This window comes from Nocardioides guangzhouensis (assembly GCF_004519545.1).
Taxonomy (GTDB): domain Bacteria; phylum Actinomycetota; class Actinomycetes; order Propionibacteriales; family Nocardioidaceae; genus Nocardioides; species Nocardioides guangzhouensis.
The window spans coordinates 1-24,882 of the sequence record NZ_SDKM01000046.1; the positions used below are offsets into that span (position 1 = coordinate 1).

Sequence of the window (24,882 nt, forward strand, 5' to 3'; positions counted from 1 at the left end):
GTCACGCGGCTGCAATTGCAGCCGTATGGCACAGCGCTCGTCCGCCCGCCATGTCACAAGGCTGCAATTGCGGCCGTACGACACGGAATCGGCCGCCGGATCTGTCACACGGCTGCAATTGCGGGCTTACGGCACCCCGGGCCGCCCGGGCTCGTCCCAGGTGGCCTCGGTCCGGGCGACCAGGTCGTCGACGACGGCGTCGACGGAGCCGCCTCGTTCGTACGCCGCGCGCTGGCGGGCGGCGCCGCCGGCGTGCAGGACGCGGTCGACACCGGCCTCGACCCGCTCGGTGTCGCCGGCCTCGTCGAGGGCGGGCCGTACGGCGTCGACGAGCGCCTGCACCACGTCGCGGGCCGGCGCGAGGGTGCGGTCGACCGGGTGCACGAGCCGGTCGGAGACGGCGTACCGCGAGGCCCGCCACTGGGCGGCCCGCAGGGTCTCCACGCGCCACGGCCCGACGCCCGAACCCGAGCCCGAACCGGAGCCCGAACCGGGGCCCGAGGCAGCGCCCGGACCAGCGCCCGGACCAGCGCCCGAGGCAGTGTCCGGACCGACGCCCGGACCAGCGCCCGGACCAGCGCCCGGACCAGCGCCCGAAGCAGTGCCCGGAGCAGCACCCGGACCGATGCCCGGTGCGTCGTCCTCGGCGAGGGTCGTCACCAGCCCACGCACCAGCGCGGCGACCAGCACCGCGTCCTCCGGGTCGGTGCACACGTCCGGGGTCCGCACCTCGACGGTCGGGTTGCCCTCGGAGAGCCGGGCGTCGAAGTAGAGCATCCCGGAGTCGCGGGCGGCGCCGAGGTCGATCAGCTCCTGCGAGACCCGGCGGTAGCCCTCGAGCGATCCGAACGGCTCGGTCGGCCCGGCGCTGGGCCAGCGGCTCCACACCTGGGCCCGCCAGGAGGCGTACCCCGTGTCGGTGCCGCGGTAGAACGGCGAGTTGGCGCTCAGCGCGAGCACCACCGGCAGCCACGGCGCGAGCCGGTCGATCACGCGCACGCCCTCGTCGTCGGAGCCGATCGCGACGTGCACGTGCATGCCGCAGGTGCCGCCGGCGCGGGCCACGTCGCCGTACGTCGCGAGCATGTGCTGGTAGCGGTCGTTGCGGGTCAGGTCGGGCTCGAAGTCGCCGGCCGGCACCACGCCCGCGGCGACCAGGGCGAGGTCGGTCGCCCGCGCGGCCTCGCCCGCCGTACGACGGGCCGCGACCACCTGCGCCAGCGCGTCACCGAGGTCGGTGGCCGGGTCCGTCCGGGTCTCGAGCTGGTGCCGGAACAGTTCCTGGTCGAGCTCGTCGGTCGCCGGCCGGGGACCGCTTCCCCGCCCGGCGCCGTGCTCGCGGAACTCCTTGAGCACCTCGTGCGCCCGCGACGAGACGCCGCGCGTCCCGGGCTCGACGAGCAGCAGCTCCTCCTCGATCCCGACCGTGCGCACTCCCATGGCCGGCCCGTACCCGGATCCCGGCTGGCCTCATTCGTCGGCGAACCGCACCCGACCGGCGGGTGCAGGGTCGCCCTCCAGGTTTCCGGGTACGGGTACGGCGATCACCGCGCGCACCCGCTCACGGACGTCCGGGTCGTCGGCCCGGCAGGGCACGGCCACGTCGACGCCGCGCGGACCGGGCTCGCTCACCGCGTCGAAGCCGTGCCCGTGCAGGGCGGCGACGACGGCCGCGGGGTCCTGTCCCTGCGGCACCCGGTAGAGCACGTGCCGTCCGGACTCGTGCGCGACCGCGTGGACGACCCCCATGGCTCTCCGGGACGCGGCCACCACCACGTAGGCGACCGCCGCCACGGCGAGCGCCGCCAGGATCAAGAGCACCAGGGCAACCTGCATGATCGACCCCTTTCGTCGACAGGCACCCTTCGGTTCCCCCGACCGCCCCGCCCAGACGGGTCGGCTCCGTGACGGGGTCAGCTCAGCTGCTCGGGCGCCACGCGCGACTTGTGGCCCTCGTCCTGGCCGTGCTCGCCGCCGTGGCCGGAGCTGCCGCCACCGGCGAGCTCGGGCTCGAGCCGCACGATGATCGACTTCGAGGTCGGGCAGTTGCTGCCGACCGCGGTGGAGTCGAGCGGTACCAGCGGGTTGGTCTCGGGGTAGTACGCCGCCGCGCAGCCCCGTGGCTGCTCGTAGGCCACCACCCGGAACGCCGGCGCCCGGCGCTCGGACCCGTCGGTCCACTCGCTGACCAGGTCGACCACCTGACCGCCGGCGAGCCCGAGCGCGGTGATGTCGTCCGGGTGCACGAACACCACGCGGCGCCCGTTGGAGATCCCGCGGTAGCGGTCGTCGAGGCCGTAGATCGTGGTGTTGAACTGGTCGTGCGACCGCAGCGTCTGCATGAGCAGCCGACCCTCGGGGACGTGCAGCACGTCGATCGGGCTGGCGGTGAAGATCGCCTTCTGCTCCGTGGTCGGGAAGGTCCGCGAGTCCCGCGGCGGGTGCGGCAGCACGAAGCCGCCGGGCTGGTCGACCTTCTCGTCGTACGCCGCGCAGCCGGGCACGACGTTGGCGATCCGGCGGCGGATCGCGGCGTAGTCGGCACGGAACTCCGTCCACGGGATGCCGTGCCGGTCGCCGAGCACCGCCTGCGCCAGCGAGCAGACGATGTCCACCTCGGAGCGCAGGTGCGGGCTGGCCGGCTTCAGGGGTCCGCGGGAGGCGTGCACGGCGGACATGGAGTCCTCGACCGTGACCCGCTGGTCGTGGCCGCCGGTGCGGTCCCGCTCGCTGCGCCCGAGGGTGGGCAGGATCAGCGCCTCGTCGCCGGTCACGGCGTGGGAGCGGTTGAGCTTCGTGGAGACCTGCACGGTGAGCGCGGCGTTGCGCATCGCGTCCTCGGTGAGGTGCGTGTCGGGCGCGGCGGAGACGAAGTTGCCGCCGAGCGCGAAGAAGGTCTTCGCCTTGCCGTCGCGCAGCGCCCGGATCGCCTCCACGGTGTCGTAGCCGTGCTCGCGGGGCGGGTCGAACCCGAACTCCGCCTGCAGCGCGTCGAGGAAGTGCGCCGGCGGCCGCTCCCAGATCCCCATCGTCCGGTCGCCCTGCACGTTGGAGTGCCCGCGCACGGGGCAGAGCCCGGCCCCGGGCTTGCCGATGTTGCCCTGGGCGAACGTGACGTTGGCGAACTCCTTGATCGTGGCGACCGCGTTGCGGTGCTGGGTGATGCCCATGGCCCAGCACAGGACCGTGGCCGAGGAGTCGCGGAACATGCCCGCGGCCTCCTCGATCAGCGCCCGGTCGAGCCCGGTGGCCCGCTCGACGGCGGCCCAGTCGACGTCACGGACGTGCGCGGCCCACTCCTCGAACCCGGTGGTGTGCGCGTCGATGAAGTCGTGGTCCAGCGCGTCCCACTGCACCAGCAGCGAGCCGATCGCCTGGAACAGGGCGAGGTCGCCGTTGACCCGCACCGGCAGGTGCAGGTCGGCGAGCTCGGTGCCGACCCCGCTCAGCCCGCGTGCGGTCTGCGGGTTGCGGAACTTCACCAGCCCGGCCTCGCGCAGCGGGTTGACCGCGATGATCTTCGCGCCGTTCTTCTTCGCGATCTCCAGCGCGCTCAGCATCCGCGGGTGGTTGGTGCCGGGATTCTGCCCGACGATCACGATCAGCTCGGCGCGGTGCACGTCCTCGAGGTGGACGCTGCCCTTGCCGATGCCGATCACCTCGGCCAGCGCGACCGAGGTCGACTCGTGGCACATGTTCGAGCAGTCGGGCATGTTGTTGGTGCCGAAGGCGCGCACGAACAGCTGGTAGGCGAACGCCGCCTCGTTGGAGGTGCGGCCCGAGGTGTAGAACACCGCCTCGTCCGGCGAGCCCAGGCCACCGAGGTGCTCGGCGACCATCGCGAACGCGTCGTCCCACGAGATCGGCTGGTAGTGGGTGGCCCCACGACGGCGGACCATCGGCTCGGTCAGCCGCCCCTGCTGGCCGAGCCAGTAGTCGGTCTTGCCGGCCAGGTCCTCGAGCGAGTGCCGGGCGAAGAAGTCACGGTCGATCCGGCGGAGGGTGGCCTCCTCGGTGACCGCCTTGGCGCCGTTCTCGCAGAACTCCGCGGTGTGCCGGTGGCCTGGATCGGGGTCCGGCCACGCACAGCCCTGGCAGTCGAACCCGTCGGCCTGGTTGAGCCGGAGCAGGGTCCGGGCGGTACGGCGCACGCCCATCTGCTCGACCGCGCGCTTCATGGTCACGCCGACGGCGGTCAACCCGGCGGCCGCGTCCTTGGGGTGGTCGACCTCGAGCTCGGCCTCGTCGATGTCACGGTCCGGCGCACGCCTGGCCATCGGTCACCTCTCTCCGTCGTCCTTCCTTGCTAGTACCACGCAAGGGGAAGTTCAAGCACTCACGCGTCCGGCGCGCGGTCGTTGTAGACCCCGGCCGGCTCCTGGCCGCTCAGCGCCTGGATCGCGGCCATGATCTCGTCGGTGACCTCGCGCCGGGCGCGGCCCGCGGGGACCCCGTCGTACCGACCGGTGACGTGGATCGGCTCGCCGAACTCCACCGTCACCTTCGCGAGACGCGGAAGGCTGGAGCCGACCGGCTGGATGTCCTCGGTGCCGGTGAGCCCGACCGGTACGACGGGACAGCCGGCGGTCAGCGCAAGGTGCGCCACGCCGGTGCGTCCGCGGTAGAGCCGGCCGTCGCGCGAGCGCGTGCCCTCCGGGTAGATCCCGAACGCCTCGCCCTGCCCGAGCACGGCCAGCGCGGTGTCGAGGCTGGCCAGGGCCGCCTTGGAGTCGTCGCGGTCGACCGGCAGCATGCCGAGCCCCGCGAACCAGCCGCGTTGCAGCGCGCCCTTCACCCCGGTGCCCTCGAAGTAGTCGGACTTCGCGAGGAACACCACCTTGCGCGGCACCACGCACGGGATGACCACGCTGTCCACGAAGCTGCGGTGGTTGCTGGCCAGGATCACGGGCCCGGTCTTCGGCACGTTCTCGAGGCCGCGCACCGTCGGCCTCCAGATCGTCCTCGCCAGCGGCGGGACCACCGAGTGCATGACTGTGTAGAACGCGGTCGAGGTCACGGACCCAGTCTGTCGGATCCGCCGCGGAGGTGGCACCGCGCCCGGTCCGTGGGCTTCTGCGGCGAGGTCCGCCGCCGGGAGCGGCAGCGGTCTTGTCCTGGTCGGTGCCGGTGAATCGGCGGCGGGCGAGCGGGTACGGCTCGGGGCGAGCCACCGAGTCGGCGACGTTGGAGGGGCCGCCGGAAAGGTGAAGGGCCCTTGTGCGTATGAGTCACAAGGGCCCTTCGGCTCTCCGGTCGCGTCGTTCACAGAGTGGCACTATCCGTCCACAGACACGGGGGATTCGTCCACAGGTCCGGACCGGTTGCTGTGGACGACTGCCGGTCATCGGGACGTCACTGGTCCGGCATCGGCCCGGCATCCGCAGGACACGTCGGGGCGCCACCATGGGTGCGGCATTGGCACTGGGCCCGTACGCCGTGGCACAGTCGTTGCCGGCGCGGGCGGCCGCGCCCGACCCGTCGTCCACGACGGGCCGGTCCGGCCGATCCGTCTGCGCACCAAAGGTGAAGGGCCCTTGTGAGTATGAGTCACAAGGGCCCTTCGGCTGACCGGTACCGGTGACGCTTCCGGTCGATCCCGTCGTCACGTCCGATCCCGGTGGCCTCGTCACCCGGCCTCCGCGGCCTGGCCCCCAGCGAGCTGGCGACCGCCGTACGGATCTTTCGTTCCGACCGATCCCCGCCCTCCCGAAGGAGTGCGGTGGAGAAGTTCTACGTCCTCGGAGACACCCCGCACAAGGGGTTCGGCGAAACTATTTCGGCCAATTTCCCGACATGCCGAATCCCTCCACAGGACGGGCATTTCCGTCCACAGATTTCAACCGCGCCTCCACAGCGCGCGCCCCGGCACTGTGGAGAACTGGGGTCGGTCAGCCGGTCGGGCCGGAGTCGGCGGCACCGTCCGCGGTCAGCACCTGCTCGCGCAGGATGTCGGCATGGCCGCAGTGCTGGGCCAGCTCGCGGAGCATGTGCAGGTAGACCCAGCGCAGCGGGAGCGGCCCGCGACGGTTGCCGGGCAGCAGGTCGTCGAGGCCGAGGTCGGCGACCGCGCGACGGGAGTCCGCGCAGGCCGCGACGTACGCCGCCCGCACCGAGGCGATCGTGTCCTCCGGATCGAGCACGAACGACTGGTCGGGGGTGTCGGGGATCCCGATCTCGGCGCGCGACCGGCAGGTCACCGCCTCGTCGAACCAGACCCGCTCGACGAACGTCGCGTGCTTGACCAGGCCGAGCAGCGTGGTGCGGGACGGCACCAGCGAGCGCCTGGCCTGCTCCTCGGTGAGCCCGTCGAGGCTGTCGCGCAGGCCGGCCCGGTGCTCGTCGAGGAACACCTCGAGCTGGCGGCGCACCGGCTGGTCGATGACGTCCTCGGCGAAGGTGGCGGGGTCGGCGGGCATGCGCGCAGCATCGCACGGGCCGGCGCCCGCGGTTGTGCTGGGATGGGCGGCATGGTGCAGGCGCTGGAGCTCACCTTCGACCGGCGGACCGACGACGCGGTCCGCGCCCAGTGGGACGTGCTCAAGGACGCCGGCCTGCCCAGCCTGGCCCGGCACACGGGACCGACGAACCGGCCGCACGTCACGCTGGACACTCGCGAGGAGGTGGCCGCCGACGCCGAGCGCGCGTTGACGCCGATCGCGCTGCGACTGCCCATCGAGCTCCTGATCGGCGCTCCCCTGCTCTTCCACGCCCGCCGGCGGTGGGTGCTGGCCCGGCACATCGTCGTCGACCGGCCGCTGCTCGAGCTGCACGCGCACGCACAGGCGGTGCTCGGCAACGGCGGGTCGCCGCTGACCAGCCCGGGTCGCTGGGTTCCGCACCTGACCCTGGCCCGCGGCGTCTTCGACGACCAGCTCACCGAGGCGCTCAAGATGGTCGCGGTGGCGCCGCCGATCACGGCGATCGCACTGCGGCTGAGGAGGTGGGACAGCGAGGCCGGACGGGCGTGGGACGTGGAGCCCTAGCGACTGGCCGCCTCGAAGGCCGACGCGATCTCCAGCAGCCGCCGGTCAGCGCCGTGCGGCGCGACGACCTGGATGCCGACCGGGAGGCCGTCGCGGGTGTGGCCGGCCGGGACCGAGATAGCGGGGCAGCCGGTGACGGTGATGAAGTACGCCGAGCGCATCCAGTCGAGGTAGGTCTCCATCGGCCGGCCGTTGATCGCGGTCGGGAACTCCTGGTCGGCCGGGAACGGCGGGACCTGGGAGACCGGCAGCACCAGCACGTCGTACGTCGTGAAGAACTGCCGCATCGTCTCCGCCAGCGACGTGCGCCGCACGTAGGCGCGGGCGACGTCGGCGCCGGTGAGCGACTCCCCCGCCCGGATGTTGTCGGCGAGCGACGACTTGAACGCGTCCGGGTGCTCGGCGAGCAGTGCGCCGTACCGCGCCTGGAAGTGCCAGGCCCGCAGCGTGCGGAAGGTGTCGTCGGCCAGGGACAGGTCCGGGTGGGCGGTGTGCACGCTCGCGCCGTTCGCGGTGAACGTGGCCGCGGACCCGGCGACGACGGCGCGGACCTCGTCGTCGACCTCGAAGGCTCCCCCGAGGTCCTCCGAGAGCGCGACCCGCAGGCCGGCCAGGGAGCCGTCGAGCGGCGCCGCGAACGTGCTGCCGGGGTCGCCGAGCGCGAGGGGTGCACGCGGGTCGGGTCCGGCCAGCACGGACAGCAGCAGCGCGAGGTCGCCGACGTTGCGCGCCATCGGCCCGCCGACGGACGTGGTCTCCCAGGCGTTAGGGTGCGGCCACTCGGGGACCCGGCCGAGCGACGGGCGCAGGCCGACCACGCCGCAGAACGACGCGGGGTTGCGCAGGGAGCCGCCCATGTCGGAGCCGTCGGCGAGCGGGACCATCCCCGCCCGGAGAGCGCAGGCGGCGCCGCCGGACGAGCCACCCGCGGACCGGGTCGGGTCGACCGGGTTGAGCGTGGTGCCGAAGACCCGGTTGAAGGTGTGGGAGCCGGCCGCGAACTCGGGCACGTTGGTCTTGCCGACCAGCACCGCGCCCGCGCCGCGGATCCGCTCGACGAAGAGGTTGTCGTGGTCGGCGACGTGGTCGGCGTACAGCACCGAGCCGTAGGTCGTCCGCCAGCCGGCCGCCGCGTGGGTGTCCTTCACCGCGAACGGCAGCCCGTGCAGGGGGCCGACCTCCGCGCCGCTGGCGAGCCGCTGGTCCGCGGCCGCCGCCCCCTCCCGCGCCCGCTCCTCGTCCAGCGAGACGATCGCGTTCAGCTCGGGGTTGCGCTCGGAGATCCGGGCGAGGTGCAGCTCCATCAGCTCCCGCGCCGAGATCTCGCGTCGCCGTACGGCGTCCGCCATCGCGCGGGCGGTGGACTCGACGGTGAGCTCGCTCATGCATCTCCTCCGGGTAACTTGACGGGCAGATCCTGCACTTGTCGGGCGAAGTTCTGCCCGTCATGTGCAGGATTCCCCGGTCGACCGGGGAATCCGACCATCACCGCCGCCGCCCGAACAGCCCGCCGACCACCACCCCGGCCAGCACCAGGCCGGCGCCGAGGAGGACGCCCTTGAAGAAGTCCTCCGAAGGGCCGGCGGCGGCGCGCGGCGGGGCGACGAACACCCCGGGAGCCGGAGCCGGCTCGCCGGGCGCGGCGGGTGCGGCCGCGGGAGCGGCGGCCGGGGCGGCGCCGGTGAGCACCGCGTCGATGTTGCCGAAGAACTCGCCGGCCATCCGGCGGGAGACGGAGGTGAGCATCCGCTGGCCGACACCGCCGACCATGCCTCCGACGACCGCGTCGGCGTCGTAGGCGACGAGGGTGGTGCCGTCGCCGTTGTCGCGGAACGCCACGTCGACGTCGGCGCCGATGGTGCCGGGCGCGCCGGCACCCTGGAGCCTCATCACCAGGGACGAGCCGGGCTGGAGGTCGGAGAGCTCGCACGACCCGGCGTACGTGCCCTTGATCGCGGCGACCCCGGCGGTGACCGTCATCGCGTAGGCGTTCTCGCCGGTCGCCTCGAGCCGCTCGCACCCGGGGATCGTGCGCACCAGCACGTTCGGGTCGAGCAGCGCGTCCCAGACCCGGTCGACGGGGGCGTTGAGCGTGGCATCTCCGGTGAACTTCATCGGTCAGTGCTCCTTGTCGGGTGGTTTCGAGACGCCTCGTCCCTCGGCTCCTCGACCGAGGAGTTTCGAGACGGTCGCTGCGCGACCTCCTCGACCACCGGGGCGTGCCGCTTCCGCAGCGCGAACAGCTCGGACGGCGAGATCGGCATCGCGGTGATCGGGAAGCCCTCGGCGTCCTCGATCGCGGCGGCGAACACGGCGGCGGACGGGATCACCCCGGCCTCGCCGGCGCCCTTGATGCCGAGCGGGTTGAGCGGCGACGGGGTCTCGAGGTGGTCGATGTCGATCGACTCCGGGACCTCGCTGGCGTAGGGCATGAGGAAGTCCATGAACGACGCGTTGAGCAGCTGCCCGGACTCGTCGTACGCCATCCGCTCGTAGAGCGCTCCCCCGACGCCCTGGGCGACGCCGCCGTGGATCTGGCCCTCGACGATCATCGGGTTGATCAGGTGGCCGCAGTCGTGCACCACGGCGTACTTCAGGATCCGGATCTCCGCGGTCAGCGGGTCGGTCTCCACGATCACCGCGTGCATGCCGGAGGCGAACGTCGACCGCTCGGGGCTGTAGAAGTCCTTGCCCTCCAGGCCCGGCTCGTCGTCCTCCGCGACCGGCGGCTTGCCGGGGTCGCCGACGCTGAACTGGGTGGCCGCCTTGGACGCCTCGTCGAAGGCGTAGCGCAGCGGGTTCGACAGCACCGCGACGGTGCCGAGGTCGATCGAGGTGTCGGTGCCGCGCACGGTCACCTTGCCTTCGGCGAGCTCGAGGTCCTCGACCGAGGCCTCCAGCGCGTCCGCGGCGATCCGCAGCGCCTTCTCCTTGGCGCGCTTGGCGGCCAGGTGGATCGCGGACCCGCTCATCACCGCGGCGCGGGAGGCGAAGGTGCCGACGGCGTACGGCATCCGGCGGGTGTCGCCGGTGACCACCTCGACGTCCTCGAACCGCACCCCGAGCTCGTCGGCCACGATCTGCGCGAACGCCGTCGCGTGGCCCTGGCCCTGGGTGGTCAGGCCGGTGGCGACCTTGACCTTGCCGGAGGTCTCGATGTGCACGTGCGCGCCCTCGTAGGGGCCGACGCCGGTGCCCTCGACGTAGCAGGCCAGGCCGATGCCGACCCGTCGTCCCTCGGCGGCCATCTCGGCGCGGAACTGCTCGAACTCGTCCCAGCCGACCAGCTTCTTGATCTTCTCCAGCGACGCCGGGTAGTCGCCGGAGTCGTAGGTCAGCGGCCGGCCGTCCTGGAAGACCAGGCCGTGCTCGTAGGGGAACTCGTCGGGCTGGATGAAGTTCACCGCCCGCACCTCGGTGCGGTCCTTGCCGAGGTCTTTCGCGATCGCGTCCATGGTCCGTTCCATGGCGTAGCAGCCCTGCGGGCGACCGGCGCCGCGGTACGGCGTGACCATGACCGTGTTGGTGTAGAGGCTCTCGAAGACCACCCGGTAGTTGGCCGGCTTGTACGGGCCGAGCAGCTGGGTGGAGGTGATGATCGGGACGATCAGGCCGTATGGCGTGTAGGCGCCGTGGTCGTGCCAGAACTCCACGTCCAGCCCGAGGATCCGGCCCTCGTCGTCGTAGCCGACCTCGATGTGCTGCACCTGCGCGCGCTCGTGCGCGGAGGAGATGAAGTGCTCGCGGCGGTCCTCGGTGAACTTCACCGGGCGGCCCAGGGTGCGGGCGGCCAGCGGCACCAGCAGCTCCTCGGGCCAGGGGTGGTTGATCTTCACGCCGAACCCGCCGCCGACGTCGGGGGTGATCACGTCGACCTGGCCGAGGTCGAGGCCGAGCTTGGCGGCGACCGCGGCGCGCACACCGGTCGAGGTCTGGGTGGAGGTCCACACCTGGAGGCGCGCGGAGTCGGGGTCCCAGCGGGCGACCGTGCCGCGGCCCTCCATCGGCATGCAGGCGCTGCGCTCGATGTCGAGGTCGAGGGTGAGGGTGTGCGGGGCAGCGGCGATCGCGGCGCGGGCGTCGCCGTTCTCCTGCTCCATCCGGGCGCCGACGTTGCCGGGCACGTCGTCGTGCACGAGGTTGGTCGCGGCCCGGGCGGCGGCGATGCCGACCACCGGCGGGAGGAACTCGTAGTCGACGACGATCGCGGACAGCGCGTCCTCGGCGACGTACCTGTCCTCGGCGACCACGAACGCGATCGCCTCCCCGACGTAGTTCACCTCGTCCTTCGCCAGGGCGTACTGCGTGCGGCCGTGGGTCAGCGTCGGGTGCGGGATCAGCAGCGGCAGCGGCTCGGCCATCGCGCCGGTGAGGTCGTCGTAGGTCCAGACGGCGTGCACGCCCTCGATGTCGAGCACCGCGTCGACGTCGATCGCGCGGATCCGGGCGTGGGCGTGCGGCGAGCGCAGCACCGCGGCGTGCAGGGTCGGGCCGGGCAGCACGTCGTCGACGTACCGGCCCCGGCCGCGGAGGAAGCGCTGGTCCTCGACCCGGTTGACCTTGGTGCCGAACAGCTTGGTGGTCATGTGGCCGACCCCAGCTCTGCGGCGCGCTCCACGGCCTTGACGATGTTCTGGTAGCCGGTGCAGCGGCACAGGTTGCCGGCGATCATCTCCCGCGCCTCGTCCCGCGTCGGCGACGGGTTCTCCGCGAGGCCGGCGGTGATCGTGGTGAGGAAGCCCGGGGTGCAGAAGCCGCACTGCAGGCCGTGGCACTCGAGGAACGCCTGCTGCACGGGGCCGAGCGACCCGTCGGGGTTCGTCAGCCCCTCGACGGTGGTGATCTCGGTGTCCTGGGCGGACACCGCGAACATCAGGCACGAACGCGTGGGGCGGCCGTCGACGAGCACCGTGCAGGCGCCGCACACGCCGTGCTCGCAGCCGACGTGGGTGCCGGTGAGGCCGCAGTCGTGGCGAAGCGCGTCGGACAGCAGCCGGCGGGGCGGCACGCTCACGTCGTACGTCGCGCCGTTGACGTGCAGCCGGACGTCGTGTGTCTCCTCGGTCATGCGGCCCTCCTCGAACCGGCGTGGTCGTACGCCGCTCGCAGGACGCGGGCGGTCAGCACCCGGGCGAGCTGGGCGCGGTAGTCGGCGGTGGCGTGGATGTCGTCGGCCGGCTCCAGCGCGTCCAGTGCCAGGTCGGCGGCGGCGTCGAGGGTGGCGTCGTCGAGACCGTCGTCGAGCGCCGGGGTGAGGTCGACGACAGTGGGCACGTCGCACACCGACAGGTAGCCGGCCCGGGCGACGGTGACCCGGTCGCCGTCCCGCTCGACCAGTGCCGCGACCCCGCAGAGCGCGTAGTCGCCGTGCCGGCGGGCGATCTCCTCGAAGCCGACCCCGGCCCCGGCCGCCAGCGCCGGGAAGAACGCCTCGACCGCGATCTCGTCGTGGTCGAGCGTGGACTCCAACGGACCGGCGAACAGGTCGTCGGCCGCGATGGTGCGGCGGCCGCGGACCGACGCGACGTCGACCGAGCCGCCGAGCAGCCGCAGCACCACCGGCATCTCGGCCGCCGCGTCGGCGTGCACGAGCGAGCCGACGGTGGTGCCGCGGTTGCGGATGGTGGCGTGGGCGACGTTGGCCAGGGCCAGCGGCAGCAGCGGCTGGACCCGGCCCGCGTCGGCGTCGGCCAGCACGTCGGCGTGCCGGGCCAGGGCGCCGAGCCGCACCCCGTCCGCGTCCGTCCGCACCCGGTCGAGGTCCGGCAGGCCGTTGATGTCGACCAGGCGGCTGGGTGCCGCCAGGCGCATCGACAGCAGCGGGACCAGGCTCTGGCCACCCGCGAGCACCTTGGCACCCGGGTCGGCGGCCAGCGCCTCGAGGGCCTCCTCGAGGGTGCCGGGGCGGACGTACGCGAACGGGGCGGGCTTCACAGCGCCTTCGTCACTTCGTCGGCTCCCCGATGCTGACCACGACCTCGACCGCGGTCCACCAGGTGGTAGAACACGATCACCAGGATGGTGCCGAGCGCGATCCCGCTGAGCTCGAAGTCGTCGGTGATCTCGAGGGTGACGCCTCCGATGCCGGCGATGATGCCGCCGGCCAGGCCGACCAGGTTGACCGGGTCGCCGAAGTCGACGCCGTTCTCGACCCAGATCTTGGCCCCGATCAGGCCGATCATGCCGTAGAGGACCACGGTGATCCCGCCGAGGACGCCACCCGGGGTGGCGCTCACGATGGCCCCGAACTTGGGGCACAGCCCGAGCAGGATGGCCACGGCCGCGGCGACGTAGTAGGCGGCGGTCGAGTAGACCTTCGTCGCACCCATGACTCCGATGTTCTCGGCGTACGTCGTGGTCGGCGATCCACCGAAGGCGCTGGCGAGCGCGGTGGCGAAGCCGTCCGCGCCGATGGCCCGACCCATGTAGGGGTCGAGGTCCTGCCCGGTCATCTCGCTCACGGCCTTGACGTGCCCGGTGTTCTCGGCGATCAGCGCGATGACGCCCGGGAGGACGAGCAGGATGAACGTGAGGGAGAAGCTCGGACCGTGGACGACCGACACGCCGTCGGCGAGGTCACCGCTCGGGAAGCCGATCCAGTCCGCGGCGCTCACGCCGCTCCAGCTCACCCGGTCATGGGCGACCGCGTCGGGGCTGCCGGGCAGCACCGAGGTGATCTGGCCGAACACGTTGTCGAAGAGCCACGAGAGCAGGTAGCCGAAGATCAGCGCGAGGAACACCGCGATCCGCGACCAGAACCCCGGGAAGAGGCACGCGGCGACGACCATGAACGCTGCCGTGAGCAGCGCGACCCACTGGTCCTGTGGCCAGTAGATGGTGGCCACCACCGGCGCCAGGTTGAAGCCGATGAGCATGACGACCGCGCCGGTGACCGCCGGCGGCAGGATCTTGTGGATCATCCCCGCGCCGAGGAAGTGGATGAGGACGCCGACCAGCAGCAGCACGATGCCGGAGACCATGATCGCGCCGGTGACGTCGGCGGAGTCACCGCCCTGGGCGCGGATCGCGGCCACGCCGGCCACGAACGAGGCGCTGGTGCCGAGATAGCTGGGCACCTTGTTGTTGCAGATCAGCAGGAACAGGATCGTGCAGATACCCGAGAACATGATGGCCAGGTTGGGATCCAGCCCCATGACCAACGGGAAGACGAAGGTGGCTCCGAACATGGCGACCACGTGCTGGGCGCCGAGCCCCGCCGTCTTGCCCCATGAGAGCCGCTGGTGTGGGGCTACCGCCTCACCCGGCGCGGGATCGACCACGTCCCACTTGAACATCGACATGCTGTGCCTCCTGGCGAGTTCCTGATAGGCCCCCGAGAGCGCTCAACGTAGTGGTGCCCATCACACACCCTCACCGGCGACAGGTGCCGAAGGAACGCCGCTCGCTCTGGCAAGGATTGTCGGCGGGTCGTCAGGAACGCCCGGTCACCTCCAGCACCCGCAGCGCGACCGCGACGTCGAGCCGGAGGTGCGGGTCGCTGCTCAGCGGGCCGAGCAGCCGCTCCAGCTTGGAGACCCGGTAGCGCATCGTGTTGTAGTGGAAGAACTGCAGCCGGGCCGCCTCGGCCACGTTGAAGTTCGTGTCGAGCAGCACCCGCAGCGTCTCGCGCAGGTCGGCGGCCTCGGAGGTGTCCTGGGCGAGCGGACCGAGCACGTCCTCGGCGAACGCCGCGAGCTCCCCGGTGTCCGGCACCAGCGCGATCAGCCGGTGGATGCCGAGGCGGTCGAAGAACGTCGTCGAGCCGCCGCCGTTGACCCGGCGCCCGACCTCGACCGCGCGCCGGGCCTGGCCGTAGGCGTCGGGCAGCTCGCGCAGCGACTCGGCCACGCGGCTCACGCCGACCGAGAACGGCCGCCGTCCGCCACCCTTGTCGCCGGCCACCGCGGTGACCGCCCGGCGTACGACGTCGTGACCGGCCAGGCTCTCGGTGCCGGCGTCGGTCGGGGCGTCCGCGACCGGGAGCAGCGTGACCACCTCGGAGGAGAAGTCGACCGACGGGATGCCCTCGCCGAGCTCGCGGCTGACCTGGCGCCAGGCCGCGGAGAACCGCTCCTGGAACTGCCGGCGCCGGCCGCTGGAGACCGGCTCGTTGGTCGGGTCGATCTCGGCGGCGACCACCACGACCGGGCGGTCCAGTCGCCAGCCGAAGGACCGGGCGTGCTCGACGACGTACTGCTCGTCGCCGGCGCGGCGCAGGAACAGGTCGCGGAGGAAGTCGCCCTGGTACTTGTTCTCGACCGCGGCGACCGCCTGCTCACGGGTGGTGAGCAGCGCCGCGACCGCACTGGCCCGCTCGAGCGCCTGCACGTCGGTCGCCGAGATCTCGCCCTCGGCTCGCAGGCAGATCAGGCGCAGCAGGTCGGTGCCCCCGGCGGCGACCCGCAGCGCGCGGACCTGTCCGCGCGCGACCGGTGCGCCCCGGGCGTCGATCCGCTCGACCCGGACCCGGCCGGTCGGGTCGACGAAGTCGTGGGTGACCAGCAGCTCCCGCTGGGCCTCGGTCACCGCCGCGGCCCGCTCCCGGCCGTCGGTCGAGGTGACCAGGACGCCGGCGTCGAGGGCCCGCGCGACCTCGCCCGCGATGCCGGCCAGGTCGCCTCCCTCCAGCACGATCTGGGTGAGCGCGGTGTGCAGCGCGTCGACCCGAGCGAGCGCGGCGCTCCCCGCCGCATCGGTTATCAACACTTGTCCCTCGCTTCCGCGGATCGTTGGCACAACCTCACATCGGCAAACGGTAGCGGGGGCCACTAGCGTCGGGAAGCGTGACCGTCCCCCACCCGCCCGCCGTGCCCGTCGCGGCGCCGGTGCGGGTCCGGGACCGGCTGGCCTCCGCGGCCGACGGACCGCTGCCCGTGGTGCACCGCGGGGCGCACGCGCTGTACGTCGACCTGGCCGGCTGGTGTCTCGGGCTGGTCGCGACCCCGGCGACCGCGGTTCCGTGCGCGCTGCGGCTGGCCGCGCCCACTCTCGGGGGCCTCGAGGACGCCACCGCCGAGGTCCACGACGGCTCCCTGCTGCTCGACGGCAGTCCGGTCCGGATCGGCCGCCTGGTCGACGTGACCGTGCCGGCGCTCCCGGCCCCGACCACCGCCCCGGCGCCGGTCCCCACCGACCTGGTGGCGTCCCGGATCGGGCGCGGCGACGGCCTCACGCCGTACGGCGACGACGAGGTGTGCGGCTGGCTGGCGGTGCACCGGGCCGCCGGAGTCGCGACCGACGACGTCGACGCCGACGTCCGGGCCGCGCTCGGCCGGACCACGCTGCTGTCGGCGACCCTGCTCGACTGCGCGCTGCACGGCGAGGTGGTCCCCGAGTTCGCGGCGTACGTCGCGGCGATCGACACGACCGCCGAGGCCGACCTGGCCTCCGACCTGGCCCGGATCGGGCACTCCTCCGGCCGCGGCCTGCTGGCCGGCGCCCGGCTCGCGCTCACCCGTCTCGGACTCCCGCACGCTCCCCACCACGAAGGGACCTCCGCCGCATGAGCGACGCTCGCACCCACGTCACCCTCCGGACCGGCGCGTACGCCGACTCCGTCCGGCTGCTGCAGGTCAGCCGGACCGTGCAGGGGGTCACCGGCGTCGCGGCCGCGCAGGTCGCGATGGCCACCCCGCTCAACGTCGAGGTCCTCGAGGGCATGGGCTTCCCGCTGCCCCAGGGCGCCTCCCCCAACGACATGGTGGTCGCGGTCCGGCTGGCCGACGACGCCGACGAGGGCGCGCTGGACCGGGCCCTGGCCGCGGTCGACGAGGCGCTCACCGCACGTGCCGCGTCCGGACCCACCGAGGAGGAGCCGCACCGCACCACGGCGACCGCGCTCCGCGACGCCCCGGGCTCGCTGGTGCTGGTCTCGGTGCCCGGGGCCAGCGCGGTCGCCGAGGCGATGGACGCGCTCGACGCCGGCCACGACGTGATGGTCTTCAGCGACAACGTCCCGGTCGAGCAGGAGGTGGCGCTCAAGACGGTGGCCGGCGACCGCGGGCTGCTGGTGATGGGCCCCGACTGCGGCACCGCGGTGGTCGGCGGGGTCGGTCTCGGCTTCGCCAACACCACCGCGCCCGGCCCGGTCGGGATCGTCGCCGCGTCCGGGACCGGCTGCCAGCAGCTGCTCTGCCTGCTCGACCACGCGGGCGTCGGGGTCGGGGCCGCCCTCGGCGTCGGCGGCCGGGACCTGTCCGCCGCGGTCGGCGGCGCCTCCACCCGCGAGGCCCTGCGCCGGCTCGACGCGGACCCGTCGGTCGAGCTGATCGTGGTCGTCTCCAAGCCTCCGGCCGAGGAGGTGGCCGCCGCGCTGCGGGAGTACGCCGCCGGGCTGGGCACCCCCGTCGAGCTCGCCCTGCTCGGTGCTGGCCAGCCGGACCTGACCGCGGCCGCCGAGGCCGTGCTGCGGCGGCTGGGGCGCGACGTACCGGCGTGGCCGGTGCAGGGCACGGCCGGCCCGGCCACCGGCGCGATGCTGCGCGGCCTGTTCGTCGGCGGCACCCTGTGCGACGAGTCGATGCTGATCGCCACCGAGGCGCTCGGCCCGGTCCGCAGCAACATCCCGCTCTCCCCCGAGCTGGCGCTCGGCGACGACCTGGACGCGGCGCTCACCGCGGACGGGCCGACGATGGTCGACTTCGGTGACGACGCCCTCACCGCCGGCCGGGCGCACCCGATGATCGATCCGACCCTGCGCCTCGAGCAGCTGGCGCGGGTCGCCGACGACCCCCGCACCGGCGTGATCCTCATGGACGTGGTGCTCGGCCACGGCGCCGAGCCGGACCCGGCCGCACTGCTCGCCCCCGCGATCGCCGCTGCGGCACCTCCCGTCGTGGTCGCGGTGGTCGGCACCGACGCCGACCCCCAGGACCGCGCGCGTCAGGCGGCGGCACTCGCCGAGGCCGGCGCCGAGGTCCACCTGTCCAACGCCGCGGCCACCCGCCGCGCCCTCGAGCTGCTGGAGGACGCCCGATGAGCACCCCGACCCAGGCCCCCGCTTCCGTCGTCAGCGTCGGCGCGTCTATGTTCGCCGACGCCGTCGCCGCCCAGGCGGTCCCGGTGAGCTCCGTCGACTGGCGCCCGCCGATGCCGGGCACGGAGGACCACCTGGCCACCGTGCTCGCCGACCCGCGACGCCGCGACGCCAACGCCCGGGCGTTGTCCGCGGTGCTCGACGTCCAGGCCACGCTGGTCGACGTCGCCCCCGCCTCCGAGCTGCTCGGGCTGGAGAAGGGTCAGTTCCTGCACGCCGGCCCGCCGATCGCGTGGGAGCGCGCGTCCGGCCCGCTGCGCGGCGCGCTCATGGGCGGTGCCGCGCTCGAGGGCCTGGTCGACGACCCCGAGGACGCGGTCGCGCTGTTCGAGGCCGGCTCGTCGGTCTCGCTCGACCCGTGCCACCACCACGCCTCGGTCGGCCCGATGGCCGGGGTGGTCACGCCGTCGATGTGGATGTTCGTGCTGGAGGACCCGGCGACCGGGCGGCGTACCCACTGCACGCTGAACGAAGGCCTCGGCAAGGTCCTGCGGTACGGCGCGTACTCCCCCGAGGTGCTCACCCGCCTGCGCTGGATGGGCGACGTGCTCGGGCCGCTGCTGCAGGGCGCGGTCCGCGCCGTCCGCGACTCCGACACGGGCCCGGTCGACGTCACCGGGATCCTGACCCAGACGCTGCAGATGGGCGACGAGGCCCACAACCGCAACCGCGCCGGCACCCTGATGCTGCTGCGCGACCTCGCCCCGGCGATGGTCTCCTCCGGCGCCGACGCCGCCCACGTCGCCGAGGCGCTGCGGTTCGTCGGCAGCAACGACCACTTCTTCCTCAACCTCGCGATGCCCGCGTGCAAGCTGGCGCTCGACTCCGCGCGCGACATCCCGGGCTCGACGATGGTGGTCGCGATGGCCCGCAACGGCACCGACTTCGGCATCCAGGTCTCGGGCACCGGCGACGCCTGGTTCACCGGTCCCGCCCAGCTCGCGGACGGCCTGTTCCTGGGCGACTTCGGCCCGGACGACGCCAACCCCGACATCGGCGACTCCGCGATCACCGAGACCGCCGGCATCGGCGGCTTCGCGATGGCCACCGCGCCCGCGATCGTGCGGTTCGTGGGCGGCTCGGTCCCCGACGCGCTGGCCACCACCCGGCGGATGCACGAGATCACGCTGGGCGAGAACCCGCGCTGGTCGGTCCCCGTCCTGGAGTTCCAGGGCACCCCGACCGGCATCGACGTGACCCGGGTGTGCCGGACCGGCATCCTGCCCCAGATCAACACCGGCATGGCCGGCAGGGTCGCCGGCGTCGGCCAGGTCGGCGCCGGCCTGGTCACCCCGCCCGCCGAGATCTTCCCCGCCGCCCTCGCCGCCCTGGCTCAGGAAGCCGCAGCCGCGACCGCCGGTTGAGGAGGTCGCTCTGCGACCGTCTCGAAACCACCCGTCGCTCCTCGGGTCTGGAGACGGCGCTGGCGCGCCTCCTCGACCAGCGGAGCGCGGACCACTGCGGCGGAGTCGCTAGGTTGTCCGACGTGGACGAGGCGTACGTCGAGGCGGTGCTCAGCACGGTGGAGCGGATCCCGCGCGGCCGGGTCACGACGTACGGCGCGATCGGCGACGTGGTGGGCAGCGGGCCGCGCCTGGTGGGTCGGGTGATGTCGCTGCACGGCGGGCCGGTGCCGTGGTGGCGGGTGGTCCGCGCCGACGGGTCGCTGCCGCCGAGCCACGACGACGAGGCGACGCAGGCCTACCTCGAGGAGGGCACGCCGCTGCGGCCCTCCGGCCGGGTGGACGTGCCCGCCGCGTTCTGGAGCCCTGTGGAGGGCAGCGCTAGCCGTTCGTGACGTCGAGCCGTGCCTTGGCCAGCGCGTCGCTGCCGGCCGGGGACGTCCCGAACCGCATCCCGGCGACCACGGCACCCAGGGCCGCGGCGCCCACCCCCGCCACCCAGATCCAGGGCTGCTCCGGCTGCTCGGCCATCGCGTCCGCGACCAGCCACACCACGGGGGCGGCGGACAGCACGAGCGCGGACCGGCCCACCCACCGCCACAGCAGGGCCGGGTCCACCGGCAGCCGGTCGGGCCCGAGCCCGGCGACCAGGCCGGCGACGTGGGCGACGAGCAGCGCCGCCGCGGCCACCATCGACATCGGGTGCAGCGGGTCGTCGGGCACTGCGACCCACCAGGCCAGCGGCAGTGCCAGCACCCCGATCCCGGCCAGCGATGCCGGGAACAGCGCGTACACCGCGCCGAGGACGACCAGCAGCACCAGGAACCAGCCACGCAGCGAGGCGCCGGCCGGTACCGACGCGACCACCGCCAGCAACGGAGCCAGCGCCATCACCGCCCGCAGCGCCCACTGCCCGGGCGTCCACCGCGGCGTCACCGGGTCGCCACCCTCGGGAGCTGGGCCCGGCGCGCCAGCCGGTGCAGGACCTCGTCGAGCGTCCCCGGCCCGCGCCAGGGGACCACCGGGCAGCCGATCCGGGCCAGCCGGGCGAACAGCTCCTCGCGGTCGGTGAGCCGCATCCGCCAGGCCAGGTCGGCGATGGCCGGGTCGACGTCGCGGGCCACCGCCGGGGTCGCGCCGGTGGGCAGGGTGTCCACCACGATGACCGGCAGCCCGCTGCCGGCCAGCGTGACCGTCGCCGCCACCGCCACCTCGTGCAGCATCGGTGAGAGCACGATGACCACGGTGCCGGTGGTCGCGCCGAACCGGAGCCGGTCGGCGGTCAGGTCCCGTGGCTCGCCGGGCCGGACCCGCGCGAGCGTGCCCTGGATCCGCCGCAGGTGCCGGCGGCCGGCGAGGTACGAGAGGCTCGCGCCCCCGGCGCTCAGGACCCGGAGGCCGACCCGGTCCCCGCGCCGTACGTAGTGCTCGGCCAGCGCCGACGCCGCCCGCACCCCGACGTCGAGGCAGCTCTCCGCCCCGTCGACCCCGCCCGACGCGCCGTGCTCCGCGAACGCGTCGAGCACCACCAGCACCGCGCTGTCCTCCTCGCCGCGCGTGGCCACCACGTGCAGCGACTCGGAGCGCAGCGACACCCGCCAGTTGATCCGCCGGAGCCGGTCCCCTGCCTGGAACGGGCGGATCCCGGAGAACTCGGTGCCCTCGCCGGGGCGCCGCGACCGGTGTGCCCCGACCAGGCCCAGCGGCTGCGGCACCTCCGCCCGCGAGTCGTACGGCGCGGTGCCGGGCAGCACCGTCAGCAGCTCGCCGCGCAGCGTCACCGGACCCCACCGGAATCCGCCCCAGCTGCTGGTGAGGCCCACCTTCTCGTCACTCAGCGTCCGGCGGCCCCAGCGCCGCGGACTGACCTCCAGCGACGCGGGCTCCTCGCCCACGCGCAGCAGCGATCCGGTCAGCCCGCCGGACGGGTGCAGCGCGGTGTACGGCGCCCGGCCGCTGATGCGGACCACGTGCTCGGCACCCGCCACGTCCTCGAGCACCAGCCGGGACACCGTGCCCTGCCCTTCGTGCAGAGTCGTGTGGTCCACCGCCGACCGGATCCGGGGACGGGATGCCGGCCGGTGCACGAGGGCGAGCAGCGTGAGCAGCAGCAGCGGAGTGGCCAGCACCAGCACCACGGGCTGGCCGACGACCAGCGCGAAGCCGACCGCCAGCGCCGAGACCGCGGTGGAGCGGCGCAGTGCCGCGGTCGGTTCCCAGCGTTGCGCTGCCGGGGCCGGGGTGGTCATGGCCGGAGCCCGGCGGTCGGGGTCTCGAGCGTGGTCGGGGTGGGGACCTGCCCGAGCACCGCGGCCACCACCGAGGTGCCCGACGCGTCGGTCATCCAGAGCTCGGGCTTGACGGTGATCCGGTGCGCCAGCGCCGCCCGCGCCACCGCCTTGACGTCCTCCGGCACCACGTAGTCGCGGCCGTGCAGCAGCGCCCAGCCCCGGGCGGTGAGCACCAGCGCGATCGAGCCGCGCGGCGAGGCACCGGTCAGCACCTGCGGGTGGGCCCGGGTCGCGGCCGCGAGCGCGACGCAGTAGCGGCCGACGCTCTCGTCGACCTCGACCCGCTCCACGGCCTCCTGGACCGCCAGCAGGCCGGCGGCGTCGGTCACCGGGTCCAGCTCGATCTCCTCGCGGCGACGGGCCAGCCGGCGTCCCACCACGTCGTACTCCTGGTCGGCGGAGGGGTAGCCGAAGCTGACCCGCATCAGGAACCGGTCGAGCTGGGCCTCGGGAAGCGGGTAGGTGCCTTCGTACTCGATCGGGTTGGCGGTCGCGAGCACGTGGAACGGCGCCGCCAGCGGGAACGTCTCGCCCTCGACGGTGACCTGCCTCTCCTGCATCGCCTCCAGCAGCGCCGCCTGCGTCTTCGGCGGGGTCCGGTTGATCTCGTCGGCCAGCAGCAGGCCGGTGAACACCGGCCCGCGCCGGAACTCGAACCGCCCGGCCCGCTGGTCGTAGACGAACGACCCGGTGAGGTCCGCCGGCAGCAGGTCGGGGGTGAACTGCGCGCGGGTGAACTCCAGCCCGAGCGCCTGCGCGAACGAGCGCGCGGCCAGCGTCTTGCCGAGCCCCGGGAAGTCCTCGAGCAGCACGTGCCCCTTGGCCAGCACCGCCGCGAGCACCAGGGTGAGCGCCTCCTGCTTGCCCACCACGGCTCGCTGCACCTCCTCCAGCACCCGGCGGGCGAGGTCCGACGCGTCCCTGGCGGTCATCTGCTCGGTCACAGCTCCTCGATCCTCTGCACGTGACGGTCGACCTCCGCGAGCGACATCCGCCGGCCCGGCGGCTCCTCGAGCACCCTGCTCAGGTCGGGTCCGAGCAGCGCGCCGGCGCGTTCGGGCTCGCGGTCCCGGCGTACACCGTGTCGCTGCTCGAGGCGGCGGTCAGCGAGCTCGGCCAGGCACTCGACGAGGCGACCGTCGGGCTCCCGGGCCGACTCGTGCTGGGTCAGCACCCGCACCAGGAACGACAGCCGGGTGTCCTCCCCGGCCGGCCGTACCGGTTCGGCGGTGTCGACCTCCCACAGCCGCACTGCCTGCTCGTCCCACCCGGTCGCGGCGCTGACCAGGTGCATCACCGCGAGCACCAGGACCACCAGCAGCGGCAGCCGCACCGGGTCCGGCTCGAAGTCGAGCAGCGCGAGCACCACCCAGGTGCCGGCGGTCAGCGCCACGGCCCAGAGGACGGTACGACGCCACCGGCGGCTCACGGCGCGATCCCGGTCCGCGCGGCGAGGCCGAGGTGGATGGTCACCAGCGCATCCAGCGCCTCCTCGCGGGCGACCTCGTCCAGCTCGTGGTGGGAGAACCGCGCCTCGCGGTAGAGCGTGGTCAGCCGGTACGCCGCGTCCTCGTCGGCGTCGATCGTGGTGAGGATGCGCAGCGCGAACTCACCGGGGGCCTCCCAGGTGTGGCGGCCGATCCCGGCCTCGCCGGCCAGCTCCTCGAACCGGTGCCAGCAGTGCACGATCCCGTTGCGGGGCGAGCCCGAGGTGAGCAGGTCGCGCTGGCGGTCGGCGTCCTCGGTGATCGCCCGGGCCAGCCGGGTACGGGCGTCGAGCGCGTCGAACGCGGTCGCCTCGGGGTCCGGCGGTCCGCGACGCGCGGCGACCTCCTCGACCAGTCGCCGTACCCCGCGGGCGGCCAGGACCAGCAGCAGCCCGGCCAGCACCAGCGCCGCGATCCCGACCACCACCGCGACCGCCTGTCCGACCACGCCGACGAAGTCGGCGACCAGGCTGTCGCCCTGCTGCTGCTCGTCCTGATCGGCTTCCTCGGCTGTCTCCGGGAGCGGCTCGAAGGTCGTGGGCGCCTCCCGCGGGTGCGGCATCGGACCGTCCCCGCCGAGCACGCCGGTCGGACCCACGGTGGCCGCCCAGGTCACCAGCAGCACCCCGGCGAGCGCCAGGAAGACGATCACCGCGGTCGGGCCGCGCCGCTGCCACATGCCGGGAATCTACTCCCGGACGCGCCCGCGCACGTCCGGCGATCGCCCTATCTGATCGCAGACGCAGGAGTCGCGGTCGGCACAGGGGAGAACGGCCGGGTGCCGAGGACCAGCCGCAGCCCGCGGATCCCCGACCAGTGCTGGGCGTAGCGCAGCTCGCGACGCAGGTCGCCGATCCCGTTGGACCCGGGCAGCGGCGCGACCTCGACCGTCGAGAGCACGCCGAGCGCGCGGCCCTGCCCGTCGAGGTAGCCGGAGCCGGAGTCGCCGGGGACGCCGGGCGTCGCGGTGTAGACGTCGTGCGTCCACCCGCCGCCGGACTGCCCCAGCGACGTGCCCGTCTTCGGCCCCAGCGGAGACAGCCCGGCCCGCAGTCCGGACGAGCCGTGGCCGACGACCCGGTCGCCCTGCCCGAGCCGGCCCGGGCCGAGCCCGGTGGGCCCGCCCCACCAGGGCAGCGACGGGTTCACGTGCCGGACGTAGTGCGCCTCGACGCGGACCAGCGCGAAGTCGTTGTAGGTGCATCGTGCGCCGCCGGTCAGCCTGCGCTGGCGCATGTTCCGCCAGGAGGAGTAAGCGAGCCGTCCGTAGCCGTGGGTGGTGCCCGGGCTCACCAACGTCATGTGCGCGGCGAAGCGCACCCGGGTGCCAAGCGGCACCGACCGCGCCCGGCAGCCGTTGGTGTCGGTCGCCTCGCCGAGACCGGCGCAGTGCGCGGCGTACCCGACGTACACCCGGTCCCGGGCGTCGGTGAAGACGAAGTTCCCGGAGCACTGCGAGCCGCGGGTGACCATCTGGACGCCCGGGGTGATCGTGGCCCGGACGGCCGGCGCCCAGCGGGAGGAGGCGGTGGGGGCCGGGCCGGGCGGCGGGCCGGGATCGACGCCGAGGCCGATCGGGACCAGCACCAGCAGGGCTGTGAGCGCCGTGGCCCGGGTCGCGTTGAGAAGGGCGGTCAGGTGGTGCGGGGGCGGGCGCAGCATGGGTTTCGGTCCTCCGGTCCC

At 73.8% G+C, this 24,882-nt stretch carries 23 protein-coding genes; 5 read left to right on the forward strand and 18 right to left on the reverse strand.

The annotated features are described in order from the left end of the window. Positions 1 to 126 precede the first annotated feature (126 nt). The 5 genes from EKO23_RS26310 to EKO23_RS21595 all read right to left on the reverse strand — a co-directional run bounded on the left by EKO23_RS26310 (position 127) and on the right by EKO23_RS21595 (position 6,416). Positions 127 to 1,440, reverse strand: a complete 1,314-nt coding sequence (locus tag EKO23_RS26310) for a carboxylate-amine ligase (protein ID WP_246051228.1) — start codon at positions 1,438 to 1,440, stop codon at positions 127 to 129. Between the two features lie 30 nt (positions 1,441 to 1,470). Then, positions 1,471 to 1,836, reverse strand: coding sequence for a hypothetical protein (locus EKO23_RS21580; RefSeq protein ID WP_134720550.1), 366 nt, complete (start codon positions 1,834 to 1,836; stop codon positions 1,471 to 1,473). A gap of 77 nt (positions 1,837 to 1,913) precedes the next feature. Continuing rightward, entirely contained in the window at positions 1,914 to 4,277 is a 2,364-nt protein-coding gene (locus EKO23_RS21585; RefSeq protein ID WP_134720551.1) for an FdhF/YdeP family oxidoreductase, read from the reverse strand. Between the two features lie 59 nt (positions 4,278 to 4,336). Beyond that, positions 4,337 to 5,017 carry a lysophospholipid acyltransferase family protein gene (locus EKO23_RS21590; protein ID WP_246051229.1) on the reverse strand — a complete coding sequence of 227 codons (681 nt, stop codon included), beginning with the start codon at positions 5,015 to 5,017 and terminating at the stop codon, positions 4,337 to 4,339. An 871-nt stretch (positions 5,018 to 5,888) separates the two neighbouring features. Beyond that, a complete protein-coding gene (locus EKO23_RS21595; RefSeq protein WP_134720552.1) occupies positions 5,889 to 6,416 on the reverse strand; it encodes a DinB family protein in 528 nt (175 codons plus the stop codon). A gap of 51 nt (positions 6,417 to 6,467) precedes the next feature. Between EKO23_RS21595 and EKO23_RS21600 the strand changes: the two genes are divergently transcribed. Further along, positions 6,468 to 6,983, forward strand: coding sequence for a 2'-5' RNA ligase family protein (locus EKO23_RS21600; RefSeq protein WP_134720553.1), 516 nt, complete (start codon positions 6,468 to 6,470; stop codon positions 6,981 to 6,983). Here EKO23_RS21600 and EKO23_RS21605 read toward each other — a convergent pair. The 7 genes from EKO23_RS21605 to EKO23_RS21635 all read right to left on the reverse strand — a co-directional run bounded on the left by EKO23_RS21605 (position 6,980) and on the right by EKO23_RS21635 (position 15,686). Then, positions 6,980 to 8,368: an amidase gene (locus tag EKO23_RS21605; protein WP_134720554.1), complete on the reverse strand. Its 1,389-nt coding sequence runs from the start codon at positions 8,366 to 8,368 to the stop codon at positions 6,980 to 6,982. The genes EKO23_RS21600 and EKO23_RS21605 overlap by 4 nt on opposite strands. 100 nt (positions 8,369 to 8,468) lie before the next feature. Continuing rightward, on the reverse strand, positions 8,469 to 9,098 hold the full coding sequence (locus EKO23_RS21610; RefSeq protein ID WP_134720555.1) for an SRPBCC family protein: 630 nt from the start codon (positions 9,096 to 9,098) through the stop codon (positions 8,469 to 8,471). Beyond that, a complete protein-coding gene (gene cutA / locus EKO23_RS21615) occupies positions 9,095 to 11,569 on the reverse strand; it encodes an aerobic carbon-monoxide dehydrogenase large subunit (protein WP_134720556.1) in 2,475 nt (824 codons plus the stop codon). The genes EKO23_RS21610 and cutA overlap by 4 nt, the downstream gene beginning before the upstream one ends. Beyond that, a complete protein-coding gene (locus EKO23_RS21620) occupies positions 11,566 to 12,051 on the reverse strand; it encodes a (2Fe-2S)-binding protein (RefSeq protein ID WP_134720557.1) in 486 nt (161 codons plus the stop codon). The genes cutA and EKO23_RS21620 overlap by 4 nt, the downstream gene beginning before the upstream one ends. Beyond that, positions 12,048 to 12,917 carry an FAD binding domain-containing protein gene (locus tag EKO23_RS21625; protein ID WP_134720558.1) on the reverse strand — a complete coding sequence of 290 codons (870 nt, stop codon included), beginning with the start codon at positions 12,915 to 12,917 and terminating at the stop codon, positions 12,048 to 12,050. Before EKO23_RS21625 ends, EKO23_RS21620 begins: the two co-directional genes overlap by 4 nt. After that, a complete protein-coding gene (locus EKO23_RS21630) occupies positions 12,914 to 14,284 on the reverse strand; it encodes a uracil-xanthine permease family protein (protein ID WP_217702746.1) in 1,371 nt (456 codons plus the stop codon). Before EKO23_RS21630 ends, EKO23_RS21625 begins: the two co-directional genes overlap by 4 nt. Positions 14,285 to 14,414: 130 nt before the next feature. Then, positions 14,415 to 15,686, reverse strand: a complete 1,272-nt coding sequence (locus EKO23_RS21635) for a PucR family transcriptional regulator (protein ID WP_217702747.1) — start codon at positions 15,684 to 15,686, stop codon at positions 14,415 to 14,417. Positions 15,687 to 15,766: 80 nt separating this feature from the next. Between EKO23_RS21635 and EKO23_RS21640 the strand changes: the two genes are divergently transcribed. The 4 genes from EKO23_RS21640 (at position 15,767) to EKO23_RS21655 (ending at position 19,816) form a co-directional block, all read left to right on the forward strand. Further along, positions 15,767 to 16,489 (forward strand): oxamate carbamoyltransferase subunit AllH family protein, encoded by a 723-nt coding sequence (locus EKO23_RS21640; protein WP_134720560.1) that lies wholly within the window; start codon positions 15,767 to 15,769, stop codon positions 16,487 to 16,489. Then, a complete protein-coding gene (locus EKO23_RS21645) occupies positions 16,486 to 17,961 on the forward strand; it encodes an AllF/FdrA family protein (RefSeq protein WP_134720561.1) in 1,476 nt (491 codons plus the stop codon). The genes EKO23_RS21640 and EKO23_RS21645 overlap by 4 nt, the downstream gene beginning before the upstream one ends. Further along, complete coding sequence (locus EKO23_RS21650; RefSeq protein WP_134720562.1) at positions 17,958 to 19,382, forward strand: YlbE family protein; 1,425 nt, start codon at positions 17,958 to 17,960, stop codon at positions 19,380 to 19,382. The genes EKO23_RS21645 and EKO23_RS21650 overlap by 4 nt, the downstream gene beginning before the upstream one ends. Before the next feature lie 122 nt (positions 19,383 to 19,504). Then, on the forward strand, positions 19,505 to 19,816 hold the full coding sequence (locus EKO23_RS21655) for an MGMT family protein (protein ID WP_342773627.1): 312 nt from the start codon (positions 19,505 to 19,507) through the stop codon (positions 19,814 to 19,816). On the opposite strand, the gene EKO23_RS21660 is transcribed toward EKO23_RS21655, so the two are convergent. From EKO23_RS21660 to EKO23_RS21685, 6 genes are read right to left on the reverse strand one after another with little or no spacing between them, the layout of a single operon-like run. Continuing rightward, positions 19,803 to 20,357, reverse strand: coding sequence for a hypothetical protein (locus tag EKO23_RS21660; RefSeq protein WP_134720564.1), 555 nt, complete (start codon positions 20,355 to 20,357; stop codon positions 19,803 to 19,805). The two genes, EKO23_RS21655 and EKO23_RS21660, sit on opposite strands and share 14 nt — an antisense overlap. After that, positions 20,354 to 21,670: a DUF58 domain-containing protein gene (locus EKO23_RS21665; protein WP_134720565.1), complete on the reverse strand. Its 1,317-nt coding sequence runs from the start codon at positions 21,668 to 21,670 to the stop codon at positions 20,354 to 20,356. Before EKO23_RS21665 ends, EKO23_RS21660 begins: the two co-directional genes overlap by 4 nt. Next, positions 21,667 to 22,644 (reverse strand): AAA family ATPase, encoded by a 978-nt coding sequence (locus EKO23_RS21670; RefSeq protein WP_134720575.1) that lies wholly within the window; start codon positions 22,642 to 22,644, stop codon positions 21,667 to 21,669. Before EKO23_RS21670 ends, EKO23_RS21665 begins: the two co-directional genes overlap by 4 nt. Positions 22,645 to 22,652: 8 nt before the next feature. Beyond that, positions 22,653 to 23,141 (reverse strand): hypothetical protein, encoded by a 489-nt coding sequence (locus EKO23_RS21675; protein WP_134720566.1) that lies wholly within the window; start codon positions 23,139 to 23,141, stop codon positions 22,653 to 22,655. Then, the gene (locus tag EKO23_RS21680; protein WP_134720567.1) at positions 23,138 to 23,878 is read right to left on the reverse strand and encodes a DUF4129 domain-containing protein; all 741 of its coding nucleotides are present in this window, start codon (positions 23,876 to 23,878) and stop codon (positions 23,138 to 23,140) included. The genes EKO23_RS21675 and EKO23_RS21680 overlap by 4 nt, the downstream gene beginning before the upstream one ends. 47 nt (positions 23,879 to 23,925) lie before the next feature. Next, positions 23,926 to 24,861: a hypothetical protein gene (locus EKO23_RS21685; protein WP_217702748.1), complete on the reverse strand. Its 936-nt coding sequence runs from the start codon at positions 24,859 to 24,861 to the stop codon at positions 23,926 to 23,928. Positions 24,862 to 24,882 lie beyond the last annotated feature (21 nt).

What these genes read in the sequence shown, in the direction of transcription:
- EKO23_RS26310 (WP_246051228.1), bottom strand. Translation starts at nt 1,440, where the DNA reads ATGGGAGTGCGCACGGTCGGGATCGAGGAGGAGCTGCTGCTCGTCGAG.
- EKO23_RS21580 (WP_134720550.1), bottom strand. Translation starts at nt 1,836, where the DNA reads ATGCAGGTTGCCCTGGTGCTCTTGATCCTGGCGGCGCTCGCCGTGGCG.
- EKO23_RS21585 (WP_134720551.1), bottom strand. Translation starts at nt 4,277, where the DNA reads ATGGCCAGGCGTGCGCCGGACCGTGACATCGACGAGGCCGAGCTCGAG.
- EKO23_RS21595 (WP_134720552.1), bottom strand. Translation starts at nt 6,416, where the DNA reads ATGCCCGCCGACCCCGCCACCTTCGCCGAGGACGTCATCGACCAGCCG.
- EKO23_RS21600 (WP_134720553.1), top strand. Translation starts at nt 6,468, where the DNA reads ATGGTGCAGGCGCTGGAGCTCACCTTCGACCGGCGGACCGACGACGCG.
- EKO23_RS21605 (WP_134720554.1), bottom strand. Translation starts at nt 8,368, where the DNA reads ATGAGCGAGCTCACCGTCGAGTCCACCGCCCGCGCGATGGCGGACGCC.
- EKO23_RS21610 (WP_134720555.1), bottom strand. Translation starts at nt 9,098, where the DNA reads ATGAAGTTCACCGGAGATGCCACGCTCAACGCCCCCGTCGACCGGGTC.
- cutA (WP_134720556.1), bottom strand. Translation starts at nt 11,569, where the DNA reads ATGACCACCAAGCTGTTCGGCACCAAGGTCAACCGGGTCGAGGACCAG.
- EKO23_RS21620 (WP_134720557.1), bottom strand. Translation starts at nt 12,051, where the DNA reads ATGACCGAGGAGACACACGACGTCCGGCTGCACGTCAACGGCGCGACG.
- EKO23_RS21630 (WP_217702746.1), bottom strand. Translation starts at nt 14,284, where the DNA reads ATGTCGATGTTCAAGTGGGACGTGGTCGATCCCGCGCCGGGTGAGGCG.
- EKO23_RS21645 (WP_134720561.1), top strand. Translation starts at nt 16,486, where the DNA reads ATGAGCGACGCTCGCACCCACGTCACCCTCCGGACCGGCGCGTACGCC.
- EKO23_RS21650 (WP_134720562.1), top strand. Translation starts at nt 17,958, where the DNA reads ATGAGCACCCCGACCCAGGCCCCCGCTTCCGTCGTCAGCGTCGGCGCG.
- EKO23_RS21665 (WP_134720565.1), bottom strand. Translation starts at nt 21,670, where the DNA reads ATGACCACCCCGGCCCCGGCAGCGCAACGCTGGGAACCGACCGCGGCA.
- EKO23_RS21670 (WP_134720575.1), bottom strand. Translation starts at nt 22,644, where the DNA reads ATGACCGCCAGGGACGCGTCGGACCTCGCCCGCCGGGTGCTGGAGGAG.
- EKO23_RS21680 (WP_134720567.1), bottom strand. Translation starts at nt 23,878, where the DNA reads ATGTGGCAGCGGCGCGGCCCGACCGCGGTGATCGTCTTCCTGGCGCTC.
- EKO23_RS21685 (WP_217702748.1), bottom strand. Translation starts at nt 24,861, where the DNA reads ATGCTGCGCCCGCCCCCGCACCACCTGACCGCCCTTCTCAACGCGACC.